General features: G+C 65.0%; 21 protein-coding genes and 1 tRNA gene. 10 read left to right on the forward strand and 12 right to left on the reverse strand.

Annotated elements, in window-relative coordinates; genetic code table 11:
* Positions 1 to 369 precede the first annotated feature (369 nt).
* Positions 370 to 2,268, forward strand: coding sequence for a flavin-containing monooxygenase (locus AC5Y42_RS17535; protein WP_499899868.1), 1,899 nt, complete (start codon positions 370 to 372; stop codon positions 2,266 to 2,268).
* Positions 2,265 to 3,152 (forward strand): SDR family NAD(P)-dependent oxidoreductase, encoded by an 888-nt coding sequence (locus AC5Y42_RS17540; RefSeq protein ID WP_499899869.1) that lies wholly within the window; start codon positions 2,265 to 2,267, stop codon positions 3,150 to 3,152. The genes AC5Y42_RS17535 and AC5Y42_RS17540 overlap by 4 nt, the downstream gene beginning before the upstream one ends.
* Before the next feature lie 94 nt (positions 3,153 to 3,246).
* Here the strand turns inward: AC5Y42_RS17540 and AC5Y42_RS17545 are convergent, their stop codons facing one another.
* The 7 genes from AC5Y42_RS17545 to AC5Y42_RS17575 all read right to left on the reverse strand — a co-directional run bounded on the left by AC5Y42_RS17545 (position 3,247) and on the right by AC5Y42_RS17575 (position 9,704).
* On the reverse strand, positions 3,247 to 3,882 hold the full coding sequence (locus tag AC5Y42_RS17545) for a Dabb family protein (RefSeq protein WP_499899870.1): 636 nt from the start codon (positions 3,880 to 3,882) through the stop codon (positions 3,247 to 3,249).
* Complete coding sequence (locus AC5Y42_RS17550) at positions 3,875 to 4,222, reverse strand: hypothetical protein (protein ID WP_499899871.1); 348 nt, start codon at positions 4,220 to 4,222, stop codon at positions 3,875 to 3,877. Before AC5Y42_RS17550 ends, AC5Y42_RS17545 begins: the two co-directional genes overlap by 8 nt.
* A gap of 9 nt (positions 4,223 to 4,231) precedes the next feature.
* Entirely contained in the window at positions 4,232 to 5,170 is a 939-nt protein-coding gene (lipP1, locus tag AC5Y42_RS17555) for a LipP1 family hormone-sensitive lipase (protein WP_499899872.1), read from the reverse strand.
* The gene (locus AC5Y42_RS17560) at positions 5,167 to 6,000 is read right to left on the reverse strand and encodes an IclR family transcriptional regulator (protein ID WP_499899873.1); all 834 of its coding nucleotides are present in this window, start codon (positions 5,998 to 6,000) and stop codon (positions 5,167 to 5,169) included. Before AC5Y42_RS17560 ends, lipP1 begins: the two co-directional genes overlap by 4 nt.
* A gap of 129 nt (positions 6,001 to 6,129) precedes the next feature.
* Positions 6,130 to 7,602: an FAD-dependent oxidoreductase gene (locus AC5Y42_RS17565; RefSeq protein ID WP_499899874.1), complete on the reverse strand. Its 1,473-nt coding sequence runs from the start codon at positions 7,600 to 7,602 to the stop codon at positions 6,130 to 6,132.
* Positions 7,602 to 8,510, reverse strand: coding sequence for a biphenyl-2,3-diol 1,2-dioxygenase (bphC, locus tag AC5Y42_RS17570; protein WP_499899875.1), 909 nt, complete (start codon positions 8,508 to 8,510; stop codon positions 7,602 to 7,604). Before bphC ends, AC5Y42_RS17565 begins: the two co-directional genes overlap by 1 nt.
* Positions 8,511 to 8,519: 9 nt before the next feature.
* On the reverse strand, positions 8,520 to 9,704 hold the full coding sequence (locus AC5Y42_RS17575; protein ID WP_499899876.1) for an acyl-CoA dehydrogenase family protein: 1,185 nt from the start codon (positions 9,702 to 9,704) through the stop codon (positions 8,520 to 8,522).
* A gap of 48 nt (positions 9,705 to 9,752) precedes the next feature.
* On the opposite strand from AC5Y42_RS17575, the gene AC5Y42_RS17580 reads away from it, so the two are divergent.
* From AC5Y42_RS17580 to AC5Y42_RS17590, 3 genes are read left to right on the forward strand one after another with little or no spacing between them, the layout of a single operon-like run.
* Positions 9,753 to 11,438, forward strand: coding sequence for a flavin-containing monooxygenase (locus AC5Y42_RS17580; RefSeq protein WP_499899877.1), 1,686 nt, complete (start codon positions 9,753 to 9,755; stop codon positions 11,436 to 11,438).
* Positions 11,425 to 12,216 (forward strand): SDR family NAD(P)-dependent oxidoreductase, encoded by a 792-nt coding sequence (locus tag AC5Y42_RS17585; protein ID WP_499899878.1) that lies wholly within the window; start codon positions 11,425 to 11,427, stop codon positions 12,214 to 12,216. Before AC5Y42_RS17580 ends, AC5Y42_RS17585 begins: the two co-directional genes overlap by 14 nt.
* Complete coding sequence (locus AC5Y42_RS17590) at positions 12,213 to 13,142, forward strand: alpha/beta fold hydrolase (RefSeq protein WP_499899879.1); 930 nt, start codon at positions 12,213 to 12,215, stop codon at positions 13,140 to 13,142. Before AC5Y42_RS17585 ends, AC5Y42_RS17590 begins: the two co-directional genes overlap by 4 nt.
* Here the strand turns inward: AC5Y42_RS17590 and AC5Y42_RS17595 are convergent.
* Entirely contained in the window at positions 13,135 to 14,658 is a 1,524-nt protein-coding gene (locus AC5Y42_RS17595; RefSeq protein ID WP_499899907.1) for an LCP family protein, read from the reverse strand. The genes AC5Y42_RS17590 and AC5Y42_RS17595 overlap by 8 nt on opposite strands.
* 222 nt (positions 14,659 to 14,880) lie before the next feature.
* On the opposite strand from AC5Y42_RS17595, the gene AC5Y42_RS17600 reads away from it, so the two are divergent.
* The 3 genes from AC5Y42_RS17600 (at position 14,881) to AC5Y42_RS17610 (ending at position 15,866) form a co-directional block, all read left to right on the forward strand.
* Positions 14,881 to 15,333 (forward strand): universal stress protein, encoded by a 453-nt coding sequence (locus tag AC5Y42_RS17600; RefSeq protein ID WP_499899880.1) that lies wholly within the window; start codon positions 14,881 to 14,883, stop codon positions 15,331 to 15,333.
* 94 nt (positions 15,334 to 15,427) lie between these two features.
* Positions 15,428 to 15,709, forward strand: a complete 282-nt coding sequence (locus AC5Y42_RS17605; RefSeq protein WP_499899881.1) for a hypothetical protein — start codon at positions 15,428 to 15,430, stop codon at positions 15,707 to 15,709.
* A gap of 81 nt (positions 15,710 to 15,790) precedes the next feature.
* Positions 15,791 to 15,866, forward strand: a tRNA-Thr gene (locus AC5Y42_RS17610).
* 125 nt (positions 15,867 to 15,991) lie between these two features.
* On the opposite strand, the gene AC5Y42_RS17615 is transcribed toward AC5Y42_RS17610, so the two are convergent.
* Complete coding sequence (locus tag AC5Y42_RS17615; RefSeq protein ID WP_499899882.1) at positions 15,992 to 16,714, reverse strand: hypothetical protein; 723 nt, start codon at positions 16,712 to 16,714, stop codon at positions 15,992 to 15,994.
* A gap of 127 nt (positions 16,715 to 16,841) precedes the next feature.
* On the opposite strand from AC5Y42_RS17615, the gene AC5Y42_RS17620 reads away from it, so the two are divergent.
* Positions 16,842 to 17,561, forward strand: a complete 720-nt coding sequence (locus AC5Y42_RS17620; RefSeq protein WP_065013709.1) for a response regulator transcription factor — start codon at positions 16,842 to 16,844, stop codon at positions 17,559 to 17,561.
* A gap of 25 nt (positions 17,562 to 17,586) precedes the next feature.
* Positions 17,587 to 19,020 carry a sensor histidine kinase gene (locus AC5Y42_RS17625; RefSeq protein ID WP_499899883.1) on the forward strand — a complete coding sequence of 478 codons (1,434 nt, stop codon included), beginning with the start codon at positions 17,587 to 17,589 and terminating at the stop codon, positions 19,018 to 19,020.
* 6 nt (positions 19,021 to 19,026) lie between these two features.
* Here AC5Y42_RS17625 and AC5Y42_RS17630 read toward each other — a convergent pair whose 3' ends face one another.
* From AC5Y42_RS17630 to AC5Y42_RS17640, 3 genes are read right to left on the reverse strand one after another with little or no spacing between them, the layout of a single operon-like run.
* Positions 19,027 to 19,431, reverse strand: a complete 405-nt coding sequence (locus AC5Y42_RS17630; protein ID WP_499899884.1) for an HIT family protein — start codon at positions 19,429 to 19,431, stop codon at positions 19,027 to 19,029.
* A 3-nt stretch (positions 19,432 to 19,434) separates the two neighbouring features.
* Positions 19,435 to 20,322: an SDR family NAD(P)-dependent oxidoreductase gene (locus tag AC5Y42_RS17635; RefSeq protein ID WP_499899885.1), complete on the reverse strand. Its 888-nt coding sequence runs from the start codon at positions 20,320 to 20,322 to the stop codon at positions 19,435 to 19,437.
* Entirely contained in the window at positions 20,319 to 20,744 is a 426-nt protein-coding gene (locus tag AC5Y42_RS17640) for a ketosteroid isomerase family protein (protein ID WP_499899886.1), read from the reverse strand. The genes AC5Y42_RS17635 and AC5Y42_RS17640 overlap by 4 nt, the downstream gene beginning before the upstream one ends.
* Positions 20,745 to 20,751 lie beyond the last annotated feature (7 nt).

The raw sequence follows: 20,751 nt of genomic DNA on the forward strand, positions 1-20,751 counted from the left end.
AACACCATCAGCCGGTGATCAGCCCCCACAATCCTGCGACTCGACTCGAAGCCACCGCTGCCGGGTCGACGGTGGCGGGGGGTGCCAACCGCGGCAACGGCATCAGCGGGCCGCCCCGCCGGGCATGCTGATCGCCGACAGCTGCGTCGGTCCGCTGCTGGAGATATCGAGAGGCTTGCTCATGAACGCAACTGTAGGACTGCGCCTCGGATCAGCCGAACACGTGTTGTTCGAAGCCGAAACGCTCGCGCAGCACGCGTGTGAGCAGTTTCCCGCTCGGGTTCTTCGATAAGGGAATCGACGAAGGCTTCCCGCTCAGTAGACACAACCGGCGCCGGGCAAGCACGATGAGCTGATACTGGCGTCGACATGCTTACCCAATCCATGGCCACCGAGCTGCGGGCCAACCTGGAACAAGCCGATCCCGGCGTGCTGGTCGCCGTGCTGGCGCAACTAAGCGGTGATCCCGGGATCGTCGACAAGTTCGGGCCGGCGATCTCGCACCTGCCCGATCCACCCGAACAGGCCGGTGTGACCGATCCGCAGACTGCCGCCGCCGTCGTCGAGGCGCTGATCGACATCCTGACCGGAGTCTCGCCGCCTGCCGGCGCGGTCGCCCACGACGACCCCGCGCTGTTCGCGCGGATCGCACCCATCGGCCTGGGCGTGGCGGTCAGCAACCGCGATATACCAATGCTGTTGGAGCAGGGCGGGTTTCATAAGTCTCGTCCGGTGCTGCCGCGCACGACCCCCATTTCGCCGACGACCAAGATCGCCATCGTCGGCTGCGGCTTGGCCGGCATCGCGGCAGCGATCGCGGCAGTCAGCGCCGGCGTCGACTACGAGATCTATGAGCGCCACCCGGAGGTCGGCGGCACCTGGCTGACTACTACATACCCGGGTATCGGGGTGGACACGCCATCCACCTATTACTCGCTGTCCTGCGAACTCAACCCCGACTGGTCCAGCTACTACCCGATGGGCTGGGAGTACCAGTCCTACCTGCAGGCCGTCGCCGGTAAGTACAAGATTCGTGACCGCACCCGGTTCAACACCGAGGTCGAGGCGCTGTGGTGGGACGACGAGCAGCAGCGCTGGCAGATTCACGCTCGCTCGGCCGACGGCACTCGCATTGTCAGCCACGCCACCGTGGTCATTACCGCGGCCGGCTACCTCAACAGGCCCCGATTCCCGGAGCTCGAAGGTCGTGAGGCGTTCGGCGGCATCAGCCTTCATTCGGCGCAGTGGGATCCCGAACTCGACCTGGCCGGCAAGCGGGTCGCGGTGATCGGAGCCGGCTGCACGGCCGTGCAAATCGTCGACGCGGTCGTCGACGACGTCGAGCACCTCACCATGTTCCAGCGCCAGCCGCACTGGGTGGCGCCGCGCCGGCGGCCATCCGACGACGTACCCGACTACCACCGCTGGCTGGCCCGGCACGTGCCGCACTACGCGAATTGGATTCGGTTGAAGTCGTATTGGTCGACAGCCGACAACAACTATCCCGTCATCCAGGTGCATGACGAGTGGGCGGCCTCGCACCTGTCGATTTCACCGGCCAACGATGTGCTGCTGAAGCATTGCCAGGACTACATCGACCGCACCTTCGGTGCGGGTAGCGAGTTGGCGAAGAAGGTCACCCCCGACTTCGCCCCATACGGTAAGCGCATCATCCGCGACCCCGGCGGCTACTATGCCGCGCTCGCCCGCCCCCATGTCGACGTCGAAGCCACCGAACCGGCGCGGGTCACACCCAACGGGATCCTCACCGAGGATGGATGCGAGGTCGCGCTTGACGTAATCGTCTATGCCACAGGTTATTACCTCGACTTCCTGTCGACCATCGACATTCGTGGGCGCGACGGGCGGTCCTTGAACGACGAATGGGCGGGCACCCCGCGCAGTTATCGCGGCGGCACGGTGCCGGGCTTTCCGAACCTGTTCATCACGTCGCATCCCAACGGCAGTCCGGGCCATGGCGGCGGTCACAACTTCGGCGTCGAGGTGGCCGTGCACTACATCATGGAGTGCCTGCAACTGATGGCGTTGCGGGGTGCGGGGTCGATGGAACCCACTCGCGAGGCCTACGACGAGTACGTCGCTCGTCTCGACGATGCGATGGAAGGGCTGGTTTGGCGGCATACCCCGACCGCGCACACGTACTACCGGGTGGCCTCCGGCCGCGTCGTGGTGGCCAACCCGCTCCGGATGATCGACTGGTGGGAAGAATACCGCGCGCCCGTCGAAGAGCACTTCGAGCTGCGATGACCCAACTGTTGTCTGGCAGAACGGCGTTGGTCACCGGCAGCAGCCGCGGCATCGGACGTGCTATCGCGCAACGATTGGCGGCCGAGGGTGCCGTCGTCGTGGTGACAGCACGATCCCACTATCCTTCGCCCTCGGTGCGGGCCGGTGTGGCCACCGCACTGCCCGGGACGATCGGCGAAACCGTCGCGCTGATAGAGCAAGCCGGCGGCACTGCGCTGGGGATAGCCGCCGATCTCGAGGACGACGAACAGCGTGGGCAGTTGATCGACGAGGTGGTCGCCCGCACCGGAAGGCTCGATATTCTGGTCAACAACGCCGGATACGCCGATTACTCGTTGGTCGAAGGTATGACGCTGGAGGCCTTCGACCGGGCGGTGGAGCACTATCTCAAGACGCCGTTCGTGCTGACGAAGGCCGTAGTGCCGCACATGCGCAACCAGGGCGTGGGCTGGATCGTCAACATCGGGTCGGTGACCGGGTTGGCGCCCATCCGGCCGTATCGCGATTACAACAAGACCGCCGGTGACGTGGTCTACGCGTCGACGAAGGCGGCGCTGCACCGCTTCACCCAAGGAGTAGCAGCCGAGTTGCTCGACGCGAATATCGCCGTCAACTGTGTTAGCCCGTCCACCGCGGTACGCACTCCAGGTGCAGCGCAATTGATTCCGGGCTCCTTCCCGACCGAACCCGTCGAGTATCTGGCCGAAACCGTGCTGGCAATGTGCCACCTGCCTGCGGCTGAGCGTACCGGGCTGGTGGCGTTCAGCCTGCACTATCCGTGGTCTCAAGGGTTGCCGGTGCGCAGCCTCGACGGCAAGACGCTGTGGCCGCCACTGGAGCCGCCACCGTCCGCCAACCCGAATATCCTGCCCGCCGGGTTGTAGCGCCAGAACATGGTTGGACGTTGAGATTGCAGCCAGGGCTGTTGATTGCCGGTCACTCACAACCCTCAGCGCAATTTCAATGACGTCCTCCCGCTCAGCCGAGTATCGCCGTGTCGGTGCGGCAGAAGCTGTGGCAGACGCGATCACGCACGATGACCTCAGGGCATTCGGGATCGAACCAGCGATCCACGTAGGCCCAATGAATCGGATGCATGAGATACGGGCCCGTCAAGCCCTCGACGTCGGTGAATTGCTGTTCGAACACGTGGGTCCACGCCGAGGCGCCGATGGCTTGTTCGACGCAACTCAGCTGCCAGGCGGTGATGGTGCGCACGTATTTGGGCATCACCTGCAGGTCGGCCTCGAAACGGGCGACGGTGACGGCGTCTGTCCCGGGCGCTACCCGCAGCAACAGCGTGCGGTAGACGGTGCCCGGGCCATCCGACCAATCGGTGCTGGCGGGGCGGCCGGTATAGCTTGCCCCGTTGATGTGGCTGACCGCAGAATCCGCCAGCACGCGGTTGAATTGGCCTGCGACGCAATCCCATTGGCGTCGATCAGCGAACCGCAGATGCATCAGGATGTTGCCACCGTTGCGTGAGCCGGGCAGCGTCGGCTCAACTAACACGCGTTCGGCGCCGACCTGGGGGGCCACGCAGCGCAACGTGACCAGCAGACGGTCGCGGCCATCCGCGGTCCCTACGTCGATCAGCCTGATAACGCTAAACACCGCAGAGTCCGTCCACGTCTGCGGGGTCGGCTGCAACGCTGCGGGTGCGCTCGACCACCAGGTCGGAGATATCGGCCCACCACTGTCCAACCGTGGCGTCGGGCCGGCCTTGCCAAGTCATCTCCCACCACGCCTGTGGGCTCGGCAGCGACCAGATGACCGTGACCGTATTGGGCTGGTCGGCAAACCAGATCGGCGGACTGACCAGCACTCGCTGCAACGTCATTCCGCGCTGACGCGCCCCGGGCGCGTAGCCGGACAGATAAGCGTCAACGAATGTCCTGGCGCAGCCGGGCCGCGTGATGACCCGGTCAATCACATATACCTGACCATCAGCCATTCTCCGCGCCTAGGCAATTCCGGTCGATCGCTGGGCCGGTGCCAACAGACGGCACAGCTCGCTGCAGACCTCTTCGCGTGCCCGCTGAGCCAAGTCCAGCATCGGCATCGTCATGAAACCGTGGATGCCGCCGTCGTAGTTGCAGCACACCGTATCTACCGCCGCGGCCTTGAGCATGTCTACGTACGCAATGCCCTCATCCCGCAACGGGTCATGGCCGGCGATGACGACGATGGCCGGCGGCAGACGGCGTAGGTCTGCTTTCAGCGGGGAGGCGTAGGGGTGTTCGCGGGCGGCGGCGGTGGGCACGTACTGATCCCAGTACCACTGCAGCGCGACACGTGGATTGTAGTAGCCCTCCCCGAACAGTCGATACGACTCGGTATTGAAGTCGGCGTTGACCATCGGGTAGACCAACAGCTGGCCCGCCAGCGACGGCCCGCCACGATCGCGTGCCATCAGGGCAGCCGCGGCCGCCAGGTTGCCGCCCGCGCTGTCGCCGCCCACCACGATGCGGCCCGCGTCGCCGCCGAGGGGGTCGGCGTTGCGGGCCGCCCACTGCGCCACTGCGTAGACGTCCTCGGCGGCGGCCGGCCACTGGTGCTCCGGAGCCAACCGGTATGCCACCGAAATCACGACGGCCGGAATGAGGTTCGCGAAGCTGCGGCACAGGCCGTCGTGGCTGTCGAGGTCACAGAATACGAAGCCGCCACCGTGCGCGTAGACCAGAATCGGCAGCAGTGACGCTGTTGCAGGTCGGTAGATGCGGGCGGTGATATCGCCGGGGATGGTCTCTTCGTGTACCGAGCCGACGCCCTCAGGCTGTGCCGGGGCGACGAGCCGTGCCCGGATCGCCGCCCGTGCTTGGGCTCCGGTCATCGTCTCCACGTGCGGGAACCCCGCGTCGAGCGCCTCGAGCATTCCCGCGATTTGCGGGTCGAGTCTCATGCGTACTGCAACGCGGCCGGAATCCGCCCCGGGCGCGGCGCTGGCATCGCGTGGAACGGGCGCACCTGCTGCAGCGTCGGTGCCACCCGTTGCGCGCCGTCATCGATGTTGTGCCAAATGCGCATTGCCGTCATCCGCACCGGCGCCGCCATGCGCTGGTCGAACATCATCCCGTTCATCGGTCCGCACACGGAAATGGCTGCAATGGCCTGGCCCGGATTGCCGATGGGCGCCGCCACGCAGCCGAATCCGGGCAGGGACTCCTCGCGGTCGACCGCCACCCCGTGGGCACGCGTCTTGGTCAGTTCGACGGTCAACTGCGCGCCGTTGCTGATCGAATATCTGGTTTTGCGGGTGGCGAAATCGATGTGCTCGACGCTATCGCTGTAGGCCAGCATCGCTTTGCCCACGGCCGTGCAATGTGCCGGCTGGCGTCCGCCGACACGGCTGGGGATCGCCGCGGTCATCCGGCCGCCGATCTTCTCCAGGTACACCACGCCGGCGCCGTCCAGGACGGCCAGATGCACAACCAGCCCGGTGGAACGGTGCAGATCGTGTAACAGCGGGACCGCCGCGCGGTGCAGCCGGTCTTGATGGACAGCGAGCGATCCGAGTTCGACCAGCCGCATCCCGAGTTCGTAGTCGCGGCCGTCTCGGCGCAGCCAGCGCAGTTGCACCAGCCGCTCCAGCATCCGGTGTGCCGAGGAGCGCGGCAGGCCGGTCCGACGCACGATCTGCGCCAGCGTCAGCCGGCCGGGGCCGTCAAAGGCATCCAGCACCAACGAAACCCGGTCGATGACAGCACTTGGAGTGGTGGATTCGACAGTCACGGCACGCTCCTTAATATTTCTAATAGAAATATTCCTATTTGTAGCATACGGTGTGGCTGCTGTCACATAGCGGCACGAAATTGATGCAGCGCACGTCGCTCGGTGTGCGGAGCGGGATGACGAAAAGACTCATGCGTGGGCGGCGGCTCGACCGGCCCGGCGCCCATAGAAGCTGCCGTCGCCGAGCGAGATCCCGCTGGCGTAACCCCAAGCGGCCAGACCGGCTGTGCAGCGGCCCGCCGCGTACAGACCGGGGATCGGGTCCCCGCTGACGTGCAGCACTTCGGAATCCAAGGTGGTCGCCAAACCGCCCAGCGTGAAGCCGCCGGTGCTCTCGCGCAAGTCGATCGCGCCGACCGGGGATCCGATCGGGCGCAGCCACTCGATCTTCTTGTGTAGCAGCGGATCCTGGCCGCGGGCCGCGCCGTCGTTGTACGCCGCCACGGTTGCCTGCAAGGAACCCGGAGCGAGACCCATCTCGTCCTCCAGCTCGGCGACGGTTTCGCATACCCAGGTGGGCGGCCGCAACATGAGTTGAGGTGACCACGAGGCCATGGCTTCGTTCTGGGCCGCCTCGTCGATGACGAGGAAGGCGGTGTTGTCCTGGTGGTAGAGGGTGAGCTGCCCGATGCGACCCGGATAGGTGTCCTCTGCGACATAGCGTTGTCCCCGGCCGTTCACCAGGATGCCGCGCACCAATTGCTGCGGGTCGACGAAGATCGCCACCTCGGTGGCGTCCATGTGTGCCAAATCGGCGCCCAATGCCTGCGCCATCCGGATGGCCTGACCATCGTGCTGCTCGATCGAGGCGGCCGGGCGCCCGGCGATTCGCGGAGCGTATTGGGCAACCATCGCGTCGTTGTAGGCGAAGCTCCCCGTCGCCAGCACCACGGCCCGGCGTGCGTGGATCGCCACGTCGGTGCCGTACTGACGGGCACACAGGCCAGCGACTCGGCCGTCGGATTCCACGACAAGCCGCTGCACCCGCAGGTCGTAGATCGCCCGCGCGCCGGCCGCGGTCGCGGTCTCGACGAGCGGCTTCATCAGCATGAACCCGGCGCTGGCCTCGCCCTGCTTCTTGTTCGACATCTGCGGGACATGGCCGCGCGGGGCCGGAGTTGTGATCGTATTGAACGGATAGGAGTTTTCGCCACCGCTGTACATCAGGCCCTGGTCGCCCATCGGCTCCCAGCCCGGCTCGGAAAAGAACTCGGCTTTGAACGGCACCCCGCAGTCGACGAGCCAGTTGAAGTGATCGACGCTGCGGGCGCAATAGTCCGCGATGCGGTTCTCGTCGGCGCCGGGGCCCATCGCGACGTTGAGGAAGGCGGCCATGTTGTCGACGGAATCGTCGAAGCCGCACGCTTTTTGCAGCGGTGTGCCGCCGCCGAGATAGATGAACCCGCCCGCCATGGCCGCCGCCCCGCCCCAGGAGCCGGTGCGTTCGAGCACCAGGACATCAGCACCGGATCGGCCGGCTTCGACCGCGGCCGCCGCACCTGCCACGCCGTAGCCGGCGATGACGACGTCGGCCTCGTGGTGCCAAGAGGCGATGGACTTGGCCTGGACCGGCCTTACGTCGGTGTCGGGTGTCTTGGACATCACAGCCGCATTGCCGCGGGCATCTCTCCCACCCACTGGTGGCCCCAGTAGCTATCGGCAGTGATTTCCTCTGCGGTGTATGAGTTTTCATCGACCCGCATGCCGTCTGTGCCGAATTCGATGTCCCAATCGCCGGGGGCCCGCACGTAGAACGACACCATCTTGTCGTTGGTATGGCGGCCCAGGGTCGATGACAGCTGAAAGCCTTCGGCTTTGACGCGGTCCAGCGCCTGCCCGACGGCGTCGAGGCTGTCGACCTCGACCATGATGTGCACCAGGCGTGGGTCGCGCTGGTGTGCTGCAGGAACAATGGCCAGGCTATGGTGTCGTTCGTTGATACCGAGAAACCGAACCCGCACCGGGCCAAACTCTTTGGGCAGTGGCACCCGGAAAGCGCCGCGGGAACGGAACCCCAGCACGTCGGTGTAGAACTCGAACAGCCCGTTGGGATCGGTGGCCGGCACGACGACATGGCCCATGCCCTGGTCGCCGGTCACGAATTTCGCACCGAACGGGGTGACAACCGGGCTGTGGTCCAGCACCGCACCGTGAAAAACCTCTACCATGGTGCCGGCCGGGTCTTCGAAGGTGATGACCTCTTCCACGCGACGGGCCTCGGCTTCATCGACGGACAGCTGTTTGAACGCCACCCCGGCTCCATCCAGGGCGGTCTTGACCCGCTGAAGACCCGGATGGTCACGCACTTCCCAGCCGACGGTGAGCACCCGGTCGGTCTCACCAGGCACCACAATGAGCCGAGCGGCGCGCTCGTCCATCCGCAAATACAGCGCCGACGAGTCTGGGCCTTTGCCCTCGGCGAAACCGAGAACGCCGAAAGCGAACTGCCGCCAGCGCTCGACGTCGTTGGTCGCGATGGTGATGTAGCCCAGGCTTTTCAGGTCGCTCATGATGGCCTCCTAGATCAGGGCGCGCAGCGGTCCCTCGGGCGGATCGATGCCCAGCGAACTGAGCGCCGATGCGTGGTAGGTCGTGCCCGGGACGTGGATGGCGTGCAGATGGCCGACGTGCACGTCACGCCAATAGCGTTGCAGCGGTTTGTCCATCCGGGCTGCATTGCCACCCGAGCGGGCGAAGATCTCGTCGACCGCAGAGACCGCGCGCCACACCGCGCGAATCTGGGTGCGGCGACCGGCGGCGCGGTCCGCGAACGACACCTCCTTGCCGGCGGCAACTCTGTCGTAGATGCGGTCGACGTTGGCCAGCAGCTCCTGCCGGGCGGCGTTGATGTCTGCGGCGGCCTCGCCGATGGCATGCATGACGTAGGGGTCGTCCTTGATCGCGGTTCCGGTGGCGCCGACGCGTTCCCGCTGATAGTCGAGATGCGCGCCGAGTGCTCCCTCGGCGATACCTATCGTCGCCGCGGAAATGCCCAGTGGGAACATCGTCGACCACGGCATCAGGTAGAGCGGCTCGGTCATTCCGGCTTCACGTTGGGCGGTGCCATCCATCACTTTGGTCGCATCCATCGTCCGGTAGGAAGGGACGAATGCGTCGCGGACGATGACGTCTTTGGAGCCGGTTCCCCGTAGGCCCACCACGTTCCACGAGTCTTCGACGATCTCGTAATCCTTGCGCGGCAAGATCATGTGCAACATCTGAGGCGGCATCACCGGGACGCCCCCGGTGTCGCCGAGCATGGCGCCCAAGATGATCCAGTCGCAATGGTCGGTACCCGAGCTGAACTGCCACCGTCCGTTGAAGAGGTAGCCGCCGTCGACGGGCTTGGCCACTCCTTGCGGCGCGTACGGCGAAGCCATCCAGGTGTCGACGTCTTTCGCCCAGACCTCCGCGCCGACTCGCGGATCGGCGTAGGCGAGCTGATAGGGGTGCACGCCAACCACGCCGGTGATCCAGCCAGCCGAAGGGTCCAGCGCCGCGGTGGCCATCACTGTTTCGGCGAACTCGCGGGGATGAACCTCGAAGCCCTGGTATTGCTTGGTCTGTAGCAGCCGGATCAGGCCGGCGCCCTTCATCAGCTTGACGGTGTCGTCGGTGAGCCGGCCAATTTGTTCGGCGTCGGCGGCCTGCTCGCGAAGCTGGTCGGCGATATCCGTTATCCGATCGATTACCCGCTCGGTCATCCTCTTGTCCTTACGTTGTGGGCCGCGATCGATGGTCTCCTGCCCGTGATGATGACACCTTTGGCGATCCCAGTGACCGGGAAGCAACTGTTATTCGCGATCGAATGGGCCTACCGTCACGTCGTGACCCTTGATGCGGTGGTTGTCGGTGCCGGATTCGCCGGACTGTACGCCTTGCACAAACTGCGCTCACAGGGGTTGTCGGTGCGTGTTCTCGAAGCCGCTCCCGACGTCGGCGGCACCTGGTACTTCAATCGGTATCCCGGTTGTCGGTGCGATGTCGAGAGTGTCGACTACTGCTACTCGTTCTCCGACGAACTGCAGCAGGAATGGAACTGGACCGAGAAGTACGCGACCCAGGCAGAGATCCTGCGCTACATCAACTGGGTCACCGACAAGCTCGACCTCCGTAAGGACATCACGTTCAACACCCGTGTCTACTCGGCGGTCCTCGACGAGGAGACCCTGTACTGGGCGGTGACGACAGACGGCGGCGAGGTGATCGCCGCTCGGTTTTGCCTGATGGCTACCGGCTCGCTTTCAGCCGCGATGACACCCGATTTCGCGGGCCTGGACACCTTCGGCGGCGAGGTGTACCACACGGCTCATTGGCCGCATGAGCCGGTTGATTTCACCGGCAAGCGGGTCGCGGTCATCGGCACCGGCTCCTCGGGCATCCAGTCGATTCCGGTCATCGCCGAGCAGGCGGCGCAGCTCTATGTGTTTCAGCGCACCCCGAACTTCAGTGTTCCCGCGGGCAACAAGCCGCTGACGGCCGAGGAAATGATTGTGATCAAGGCGGGTTACGCGGAGCGGCGCCGGCTTTCATGGCGCAGCGGCGGCGGCTCACCGCACATCGCCCACCCGAATAAGACGATGGAAGTATCCGCGGACGAGCGCCGAGCCGCATTCGAAAAGCGTTGGCAGCTGGGCGGCGTGCTGTTCTCCAAGACCTTCTCCGACCAGATGATCGACTCGGATGCCAACGACGAGGCCAGAAGGTTCTACGAGGAGAAGATCCGTGCCGCCATCGACGACCCTGAGGTTGCCGACCTGCTGATCCCGAACGATCATCCAATCGGAACCAAGCGTATTTGCACCGACACCAACTATTTTCAGACCTTCAACAAGCCGCACGTCGAGCTGATCAGCGTCCGTCGGACACCAATACGGTGCATCGATACGGCCGGAATCACCACGACCAGCGGGCATTACGATGTCGACGTGATCGTGTTGGCCACCGGCTTCGATGCGATGACCGGTGCGCTAGCCAAGATCGATGTCGCCGGCCGAGGCGGGGAAGTGCTGTGCGACGACTGGAAGGACGGTCCGCGGACATATTTGGGCTTGGGTGTGGACGGCTTCCCCAACCTGTTCATCGTCTCGGGCCCGGGAGCGCCCGGTGTGCTGGCCAACATGGTCTTGCACGCCGAGGCACACGTGAACTGGATCGCCGATTGCATCGCCTATCTCGACGAGCACGGCTACACCGCCATCGAGCCCAGCCCGGAGGCGGTAGACAACTGGATTGCCGAGTGTGCGCAACGCGCAGAGGCAACGCTCTTCCCGAAAGCGAACTCCTGGTACCTGGGCGCCAACGTCCCCGGCAAGCCACGTGTGTTTATGTTGTTCACCGGCGGATTCGCCGTCTACAACGACATCTGTGCAGAGGTGGCCGCGGTCGGCTACAAAGGCTTCAACCTGATCAAGGGGAGTTCACATGAAGCGTCTTGAGGGCAACCGGATCCTGGTGACCGGCGCCGCATCGGGAATCGGCCAGGCCACCGCACTGCGGCTGCTCGACGAGGGCGCCGCCGTCGTCGCTGCGGATATCGCCGCCGACGGACTGGACAAGACCCGTGCGCAGGCGGCAGAGGCCGGCAGCAGCGAGCGTCTCTCCACCTTGGAGATGAACATCGGCGACGAGAGATCGGTGGTTGACGGCGTGCGGTCGGCCGTCGACACGCTCGGCGGCCTGGATTCGGTGGTCAACGCCGCGGGCATGTTACGTGCGGCGCACACCGATCAGATGACGACCGACCTGTGGAACCAGATCATCGGCGTCAATCTGACCGGGACGTTCTTGGTGGTACGCGAGGCGCTGCCGACGCTGCTGAGCAACCCGCGCAGCGCGATCGTCAACTTCAGCTCGACCTCGGCGTCCTTCGCGCACCCCTACATGGCGGCCTACGCGGCCAGTAAGGGCGGTGTCCAGTCGTTCACCCATGCGCTGGCGCTTGAGTACGCAAAGCAAGGGTTACGCGCCGTGTGCGTGGCGCCGGGCAGCATCAAATCCGGAATCACCGATGCCACTGGCGGATTCATTCCGCCGGATGCGGACTGGACGCTGTTCGGCAGGCTGTCACCGATCATGCCCACCACAGAGGAATCCAGCGGAGCGCCGATGGCCGCTCCCTCCGCCGTCGCCGGCGTGATCGCCATGCTGGTGTCTGATGACGGCGCGTTCATCACCGGCACTGAGATCCGCATCGACGGCGGAACCCACGCATGACAGCCACCGTCACCTATGAAGGCACTATTCGCGAAATCTCCACCGAGTCAGGCGTTCTGCGCTATCACGAGGCCGGCGACGGGCCACCGCTGCTGCTGCTGCACGGGTCGGGGCCCGGAGTTACTGGCTGGCGCAACTTCCGCGGTGTGTTGGGCGCATTCGCCGAACACTTCCGTTGCCTCGTATTGGAATTCCCCGGTTTCGGTGTCAGCGACGACTTCGGTGGCCACCCGATGATCACCGCGTTCGACGCGGTGGGGCGGTTCGTCGACGCGCTGGGCCTCGACACCGTCGATATCATCGGTAATTCGATGGGCGGGGGTGTGGCGCTCAACTTCGCAATGGCCCATCCCGATCGGGTGGGCCGACTGGTAACCATCGGAGGTATCGGACGTAACGTCTTCAGTCCCGGTCCAGCCGAAGGCATCCGACTGCTGCAGGAGTTCACCGAAGAGCCGTCACGCGAGCGGCTGATCCGCTGGCTGTATTCGATGGTGTATGACCCTGCAGTGGTGACCGAGGACCTGATCGAGGAGCGCTGGCAGCACGCCACCGATCCCGCCACGCTGGCCGGTGCGCGGCGGATGTACAGCAGGGCTGCATTCGAGCAGATGATCCAAGCCATGGAGTCATCGAAAGGTCCGCAACCGTGGGCGATGATGCACCGGGTGAAGGCGCCGACGTTGATCACCTGGGGCCGCGATGATCGGGTCAGCCCGCTGGACATGGCGCTGATCCCGATGCGCACCATCCCGAATGCCGAACTGCACGTGTTCCCTAACTGCGGGCACTGGACGATGATCGAAGCGAAGGAAGGGTTCGAGAGCGCGGTGCTGGCGTTCCTTTTTCGCCGCGAAAGTGCAACTGGCGACGGGTCTACTCGAGAAATGCGTCGGCAGTTGCACTCTCGCGACAGGCCTAGTTGACGCAGGGAACTCCGCCACCGTCGATGGGTGCGCCCTGATCTGGGGTCGGCTCGGCGCTGGTGGTGCGTGAACCGTGATAGGAACCGGCCATCGTTGTGGCCGACGATGTTTCGTCGTGCGACGGCCCGGAGTAATCGTCGCCGACGAAGACTTGAACGCGACCGGCGGGCAGCGATGAATCACTGTGGTCGGCCACTTCGGCGCCCAGCAGTGCCGCGATCGTCTGCGCATCGCTCTTGGCGCCCGATCCGTAGTCGACTGTCGTGGCGCTCGGTTCGCCGTATTCGCGGTCGCGCACAGCGCCCTTGGTGTAACCGTCCTGAGTCAGTGTGCGTGACACCGTGGTGGCAAGTCCGGATGTGCTGCTGGCGTTGACGACGTCGACGACGGTTGCCGGGTTGGGCGCAGTGCTGGTTGTGGTGGTGGACGACCCGCCGGTACCGAACGCCGCGGCCACCTCGGCCTTGATCGCGGCGGGGTCGACGATGTTGACGTCTTGCCCGTTGATGTTGTCGTATCGTACGACGGGCAGGGTCCGGTATTCGATGTCGCCGCCGGCCAGTGCGCCCATCCGGCGGAACTGGCTCTCGTCCCAGCCCGCCGACAACACCACGTCCTTACGAGCCACGGCCATCAGGCTTTTCAGCTTGCTCAGATCGGTGAAGGTGCCCGAACTTTGGAGTTGGTGCATCACCGAGGACAGAAACGCCTGCTGGCGGTGGGTGCGGTCCAGGTCGCCGTTCTCCAGGCCGTGGCGCTGCCGCACGAACGCCAGCGCTTGTTCGGCATTGAGTGTCTGGCGCCCGGCCGGGAAGTCGGCGCCCGAATAGGAATCGTAGACGGCGTGTTTCAGACACACCTGGACGCCGCCGAGGGTTTGGGCTAGGTCGTAGAACCCGGCCAGATTGACCTCGGCGAAGTAGTCGATCGGTACGCCGGTCAGGTTGCGCACCGCCCGCAAAGTTGCTGTCCGGCCGGCCTCGCGCCCTTTGGTCTCGAGTTCCCGCTGATCGCTGACGCCTTTGTTCATCAGCTTCTGCTCGGCGTAGTCCTTGGTGAGCCCGTACGCTTCTTTGATCTTGATGTGGTTGTATCCCGGGACGCCGCTGAACGGCACATAGTCGTCGCGGGGAATGGAGAACGCGGCGACTTTGTCGTCGGCGCCGACGTGCACCAGGATCAGCGTGTTGGTGTTGTAGCCGCCGGCGTCGGAGTCACCGGCGTGCAGCCGGTTCAAGATCGCGTTGGGCAGTTCGTTGCCGTCTTGGTCTTTGCGCGAATCCAAGCCGATCAGCAAGATGTTCATCTCGCCGCCGCTGGAATGCGGGTCGTCGGAGCTCAGTGCCTCAGACACGGTAATTCCGCCAAGTACGCCATGGGCCATCCACCAGCCGGCGCCGGTCGCCAGCACGGCCAACACCGACACCGCGGCCACCGCGCCGTGGGTCAATCGGCGGCGGATCTGCCAGGGTGCCGGTTTTGGGCGGCGGTGCCTACCGCCGGATTGGTTGGCCACCACAATCTCGACTCTGTCCTGAGCGCCGCCCCTACCCCCCGACGGCAATTTGCGGCGACGACGTTTAATGCTTGACGTCCAGTATGCCGCAGCTTGCTGCGAAGACCCTCGTCCAAGCGTGTGACCAGCGGTTGACGATGCATTTCGCGGATCCTGACAGCCGTCTCGGGTCCGCAGCGTTAGTGTCTGCGAAAGGCACTGCAAAGACGCTGGAGAGGGCTGATGACCGCCTATAAAACTGTGGTGGTCGGTACCGACGGCTCGGCTTCGTCGCTGAATGCGGTCGAGCGCGCGGGTGCGATCGCCGCCGAATCGAACGCGAAGCTGATCATCGTGACCGGCTATTTTCCTGACAAGGATGATCCGCGCGCCGCCGACGCGCTCGGGGACGAAGGCTACAAAGTGCAGGGCAATGCGCCGATCTACGCGATGTTGCGCGAGGGCCGCGACCGGGCCAAGGCGGCCGGCGCAAAGGACATCGAGGAGCGGCCGATTCAGGATGCTCCTGTCGATGCGCTGGTTGACCTCGCCGAACAGGTTCAAGCCGATCTGCTCGTGGTCGGAAACGTGGGACTGAACGCACGATCGGCGATCATCGGACGGGTGTTTTCGATCCCCGGAAGTGTCGCCAGCAAGGCCAAGGTCGACGTGTTGATCGTGCATACCAGCGGTTGACCCGGCGTTGTCGGCGAGCGCCGGCGTTTAAAGTCCGACTCGCCCGTCTATAAATGTCTAGCTACTCCGACCCGAAAGGCCGACGATGAAGTCGATGATGAAGTCGATTGTTCCTGTCACGATTGTGGCCGCTGCGCTGCTGTTCAGTGGATGTTCGGCCTCAGAGGTGATCAATACCGGCGGCGACACCAAGTGCAAGGACTTCACCACGCAGGACGAGAAGAAGCAAAACGAGGAGATCAGCAAAATGCTCAAAGACAAGAGCGGTGCTGACCCGAGCAGTATGGAGATCTCGGTTACGCGTTTGTCGGCGACGACTTACTGCCAAACGGTGGGCAAGCCGGATAGCAAGATTTCTGAGGCGCCCCACGGCTGACCAGAGGACCGCTCGTTTAGCGCGCCGCGGCGACCCCGCGACCCCGTCGTAGAATCGCCATGGCTCGTCGAGCCGGCCCCGGCCGCGTTAGCTCAGTTGGTAGAGCGTCGCTCTTGTAAAGCGGATGTCGAGAGTTCGAGTCTCTCACGCGGCTCCATTACCTATCGGCCCTGAGGGATAGCGTCGTCTCAACGGCGAGTGTGAAGCTGGGCTCACGCTCGTCGCCCAGCGTGAAGCTAAGTTCACGCTCGCGGAGGCGGGGCCGGTGTCAGCCCAACCCGCCTACTCCTCGATAACGCGCGGGGAACGCACGGGACGGCTTGTCGAGCGGCGCGAGGACCGCCGCGGTATCAACGGGATCCGCTCGGCGATATTGCTCAGCGGGTTGACCACCATCGTCAAAGCGATGACGGCCTCCTGCAGGGTCTCGATGGCCGGCTCCAGCGCCTCCATCCCCGGTGTCAAGCGGCTCAGAGTGTCGGCGACGGCGGCGAGCTGTTCCAGCGGCCCGTTCCGGGCGGTCAGCTTGTCGATCAGACCACCTTGGGCCAGTAACCGGTCAGCCAGCCCGTCCTCGGCCAGGACGCGTTCGATCAGACCGTCGTCGGCGACCAGCTGATCCACCAGCCCGCCGGGCTTCAGGGCTCGCTCAAGACCACCGCCCTCCTCAGTCAGCCGGTCCAGCAGCCCGCCGGGGGCGGTCAGCATGTCGACGATCCCGCCGGGGCGCAGCAGCCGGTCCACCGGCCCATCGGCTGCCAGGGCGCGTCCCAACGGAGCGTCGTCGTCGAGAAGCCCGGCGATCCGGTTTGCTCGCCCGAGCGCGTCATCGATGCCCAGCATGTGAACGACGGCGTTAGACCGGGTCTGCACGCCGGCCTCACCGATCGCTTGCTTCGCCAGGCCAACCGCCGAGGCCGCAACGCCCAGGCTCGCGTCGGCCGCGGTCAGCCCGACCCGCAGCGGTGCGGTGGCGAGCGTCGCCAGGCTTTTTCCGAGATTCATCCCCCGAGTCTATGCGCGCCGACCTGCGCTGACCCGGGAGCGCGCAGATCAAACTGGCACCGCATTCACAGGAACATCACAGTTGCCATGGAGGTTCCGTTCAACGAAGTGCGAGGAGATTAGCGATATGGCATCGGCAACCACAGACGGAACCACCCCCGAGGCGCGAGTCCTCGTCGTCGACGACGAAACCAACATCCTCGAACTCCTCGCAGTGAGCCTCAAATTCCAGGGCTTCGAGGTCCACACCGCCGCCAGCGGGCCCGCAGCCCTCGACCTGGCCCGCGAAGTCAAACCGGACGCGGTGATCCTCGACGTGATGATGCCCGGCATGGATGGCTTCGGGGTGCTGCGTCGTCTGCGCGCCGACGGCATCGATGCGCCCGCGCTGTTTTTAACCGCGCGCGACTCGTTGCAGGACAAGATCGCCGGCCTCACCCTCGGCGGCGACGACTACGTGACGAAACCGTTCAGCCTGGAAGAAGTCGTCGCTCGGTTGCGCGTCATTCTGCGCCGCGCGGGCAAGGGCATCACCGAGGACCGCAACGCCCGACTGACGTTCGCCGACATCGAACTCGACGAGGACACTCACGAGGTGTGGAAGGCAGGCGAGCCCGTGTCGCTGTCACCCACCGAGTTCACCCTGTTGCGCTACTTCGTGATCAATGCCGGCACGGTATTGAGCAAACCGAAAATCCTCGATCACGTCTGGCGCTATGACTTCGGCGGCGATGTCAATGTCGTCGAGTCCTATGTGTCGTATCTGCGACGCAAGATCGACACCGGCGACAAGCGCCTGCTGCACACATTGCGTGGAGTGGGATATGTGTTGCGCGAGCCGCGATAGCGCGTCGTAGGCGAAGAATACGGGAATGGCCAAACTTCATCGAGGAGCACTGCCGCTCCGGGTGAGCCTCGTTGCGGCCACCCTGGTGCTGGTAGCGGGTGGCTTGGCGACCTCGGGTATCGCGGTTACGTCGATCCTGCGGCACAGCCTGATCAATCGGGTCGACCAGAATCTGATCGACGCATCCCGAGGTTGGGCGCAGGCTCCGCGCCACACGTCATCACGCGCCAACGAAAGGCCGAACGCCGATCGCCCGCCCACAAACTTCTACGTGCGCAGCATTGGCAAGGACGGCCGCACCTGGACGGTGGTCAACGATCGCAACGCCGAACCCGCGCTGCCCAACAACAACGATGTCGGCCCCGAACCCACCACAATCGGCTCCGTCGACAAATCCGGTGTGCAGTGGCGCGCGGTGTCGGTGCGGGGACCGCTCGGTCGACTGATCACCGTCGCCTATGACCTCTCCGACGTCCAGCACACCGTGCGGTCACTGGTCTGGTTGCAGGTTGGCATCGGCGCGGCGGTGCTATTGGTTCTCGGCGTCGCCGGATACGCGGTTGTGCACCGAAGTCTGCGGCCGCTGACCGAGGTCGAGCAGACCGCCGCCGCGATCGCCGCCGGCCAGCTGGATCGCCGCGTCCCCGAACGCAGTTCGCGAACTGAGGTGGGCCGACTGTCCCTGGCGCTCAACGGAATGCTCGCCCAGATTCAGCGAGCGGTGGCGTCGTCCGAGTCCTCCGCGGCGAAGGCGCGCAGTTCAGAAGATCGGATGCGGCGCTTCATCACCGACGCCAGCCACGAATTGCGCACCCCGCTGACCACCATCCGGGGCTTTGCCGAGTTGTATCGCCAGGGTGCCGCGCGCGACGTCGAGATGCTGATGTCTCGGATCGAGAGCGAATCGAGCCGGTTGGGCCTTCTGGTCGAGGATTTGCTGCTGCTTGCCCGGCTGGATGCACAACGACCACTCGAGCACCACCGGGTGGACCTGTTGGCGCTGGCCAGCGACGCGGTGCACGATGCGCAGGCGATCGCCCCCAAGCGCACGATCACCATGGGTGTGCTCGACGGCCCCGGCACCCCGGAGGTGCTCGGCGACGAGGCCCGACTGCGCCAGGTGCTCGGCAACTTGGTGACGAATGCGTTGCAGCACACGCCGGAAAGCGCCGACATCACCGTGCGGGTCGGCACCGATGGCGACAACGCCGTGCTGGAGGTCGCGGACGAGGGGCCGGGGATGAGTGAGCAGGATGCGCTGCGAGTCTTCGAACGGTTCTATCGGACCGACTCGTCGCGAGCGCGAACCAGCGGCGGCACCGGCCTCGGACTGTCGATCGTCGACTCGTTGGTCCACGCCCACGGCGGCTCGGTGACGGTGACTACCGCTCCGGACCAGGGCTGTCGTTTCCGCGTCAGTCTGCCCCGCATCGCCGACGTGCCGGTCCACGTCGGCTAGCGCCGCCTATGTCAGTTCGGCCAGCGCCGCCTTGATCTTGCGCTGCGCCTCATCGAGGGATTGCGGCGACGGGTTGCGGTCGACGTTGGCGAAGCCGAAATCGCTGAGCCTGCGGGTCGGGAAGACATGCACGTGGAGGTGCGGAACCTCTAACCCGGCGATGATGACGCCGGACCGCTCGGTGCTGAAGGCTCGGCACACCGCCTTGCCGATCAGCTGCGCCACCGCCATGATGCGGGCGAACGCAGCGCCGTCGACGTCTTGCCAGTTGTCGATCTCTGCGCGCGGCACTACCAGCGTGTGCCCTTGCGTCATCGGCTCGATGGTCAAGAACGCGACGATCTCGTCGTCCTCATACACGAACCGTCCCGGAATTTCGCCGTTGATGATTTTGGTGAACACAGTGGCCATGCGTCAAAGCTTAACGTCGGTGCAGCCACCGATCAGCCCGGCCAACTCCGTCACCGACCACGGCGGCGAGTCGTGGTGGTCGCGGTATGCGATGAAGGCCGGCGACGGCCGCGGAAACCGACCGATGAAACCACCTGCAGCGACAAAGATTTCACCGGTCACCTGCGCGGCCAGGTTGCTGGCCAGATAGACATACGTCGACGCGACGTAGTCCGGTGACGCCACGTCCAGCGATCCGCGCATGCTGATCTCGTCCAGCAAGCCCCGCCGGTGCAGTTCCCTGATGTGCGTTTCGTAGTCGTGCCCGGTGGATAACCGCGTCTTCGCGCCGGGGCACACCACATTGGCGCGGACTCGGTGTTCGTTGAGTTCGGCGGCGATCGCCAGGGTCAGGCTGTTCACCGCGCCTTTGCCGGCGGGATATCCAGTGCCGCCGTAATCGCCGAGGAAAGCCATCGAGCTGGTGTTGACGATGCTGCCGCTGCCCTGAGCGGCCATCTTCGGGGCGGCCGCGCGGCAGGTGGCGAATACCGTGCCCACGTGCGCGTCGAGCAGCTCGCGAAATTGCGCTGCGCTGATGTCGAGGATCGACGAACCCGGTGGCTCGGCGATGCCCGCGCAGTTCACCAAGATATCGATGGCGCCGAAATCGTCAATACATCTGTCCACCAACGCTTCTGCAATCGTCTGGTCGGCTGGTGAACCCGGGTGAGCCACCGCGCGGCCACCTTCGGCGGTGATCGACTCGGCAGTGGCCTGAGCGGTGGCGGCATCTCGGCCGTTGACCACCACAGCCGCGCCGTGCTGGGCCAGCAAGCCGGCTACCGCCCTCCCGATACCCCGGGACCCGCCGACCACGACGGCAGCGCGGCCGGCCAGCAGCCGGCTCACTCCGGGGTGCCGAATGTCATCGCGTCGAGGTTCCAGTAGCCGCGCATGTTGGTGATCAGTCCGGCGTCGTTGACACGGTAGGTGAACACGCCGCGCACCGAACTGGTGATTCCGTTGTCGAACTTGCTGTCCAGCACCAGGATATGGGCGATCTCGTTGGGTGAGCTGGAAGGAAACGTCTCTTCGCAAGTGATCGTCAGCTGGTTGGCGGCGATGTTGGTGTCGTAGAACCCGGTGACCCCATCCTTGCCCCGGACGCCGGTGCCGTCCGGGTTGGTGATCGCGTTGCCGATCGGGTCCTCGATGACGACGTCGTCGGCCATCAACGCCAACCAGCCCTCCCGGTCATGGGCTTGCACGCAGCGCCACGACGACTGTGACGCAGCCAGCGCGGGCAATTGTTGCACTGCTTCTTCTGACATTTTCTCT

Source organism: Mycobacterium sp. NGS48 (assembly GCF_059812585.1).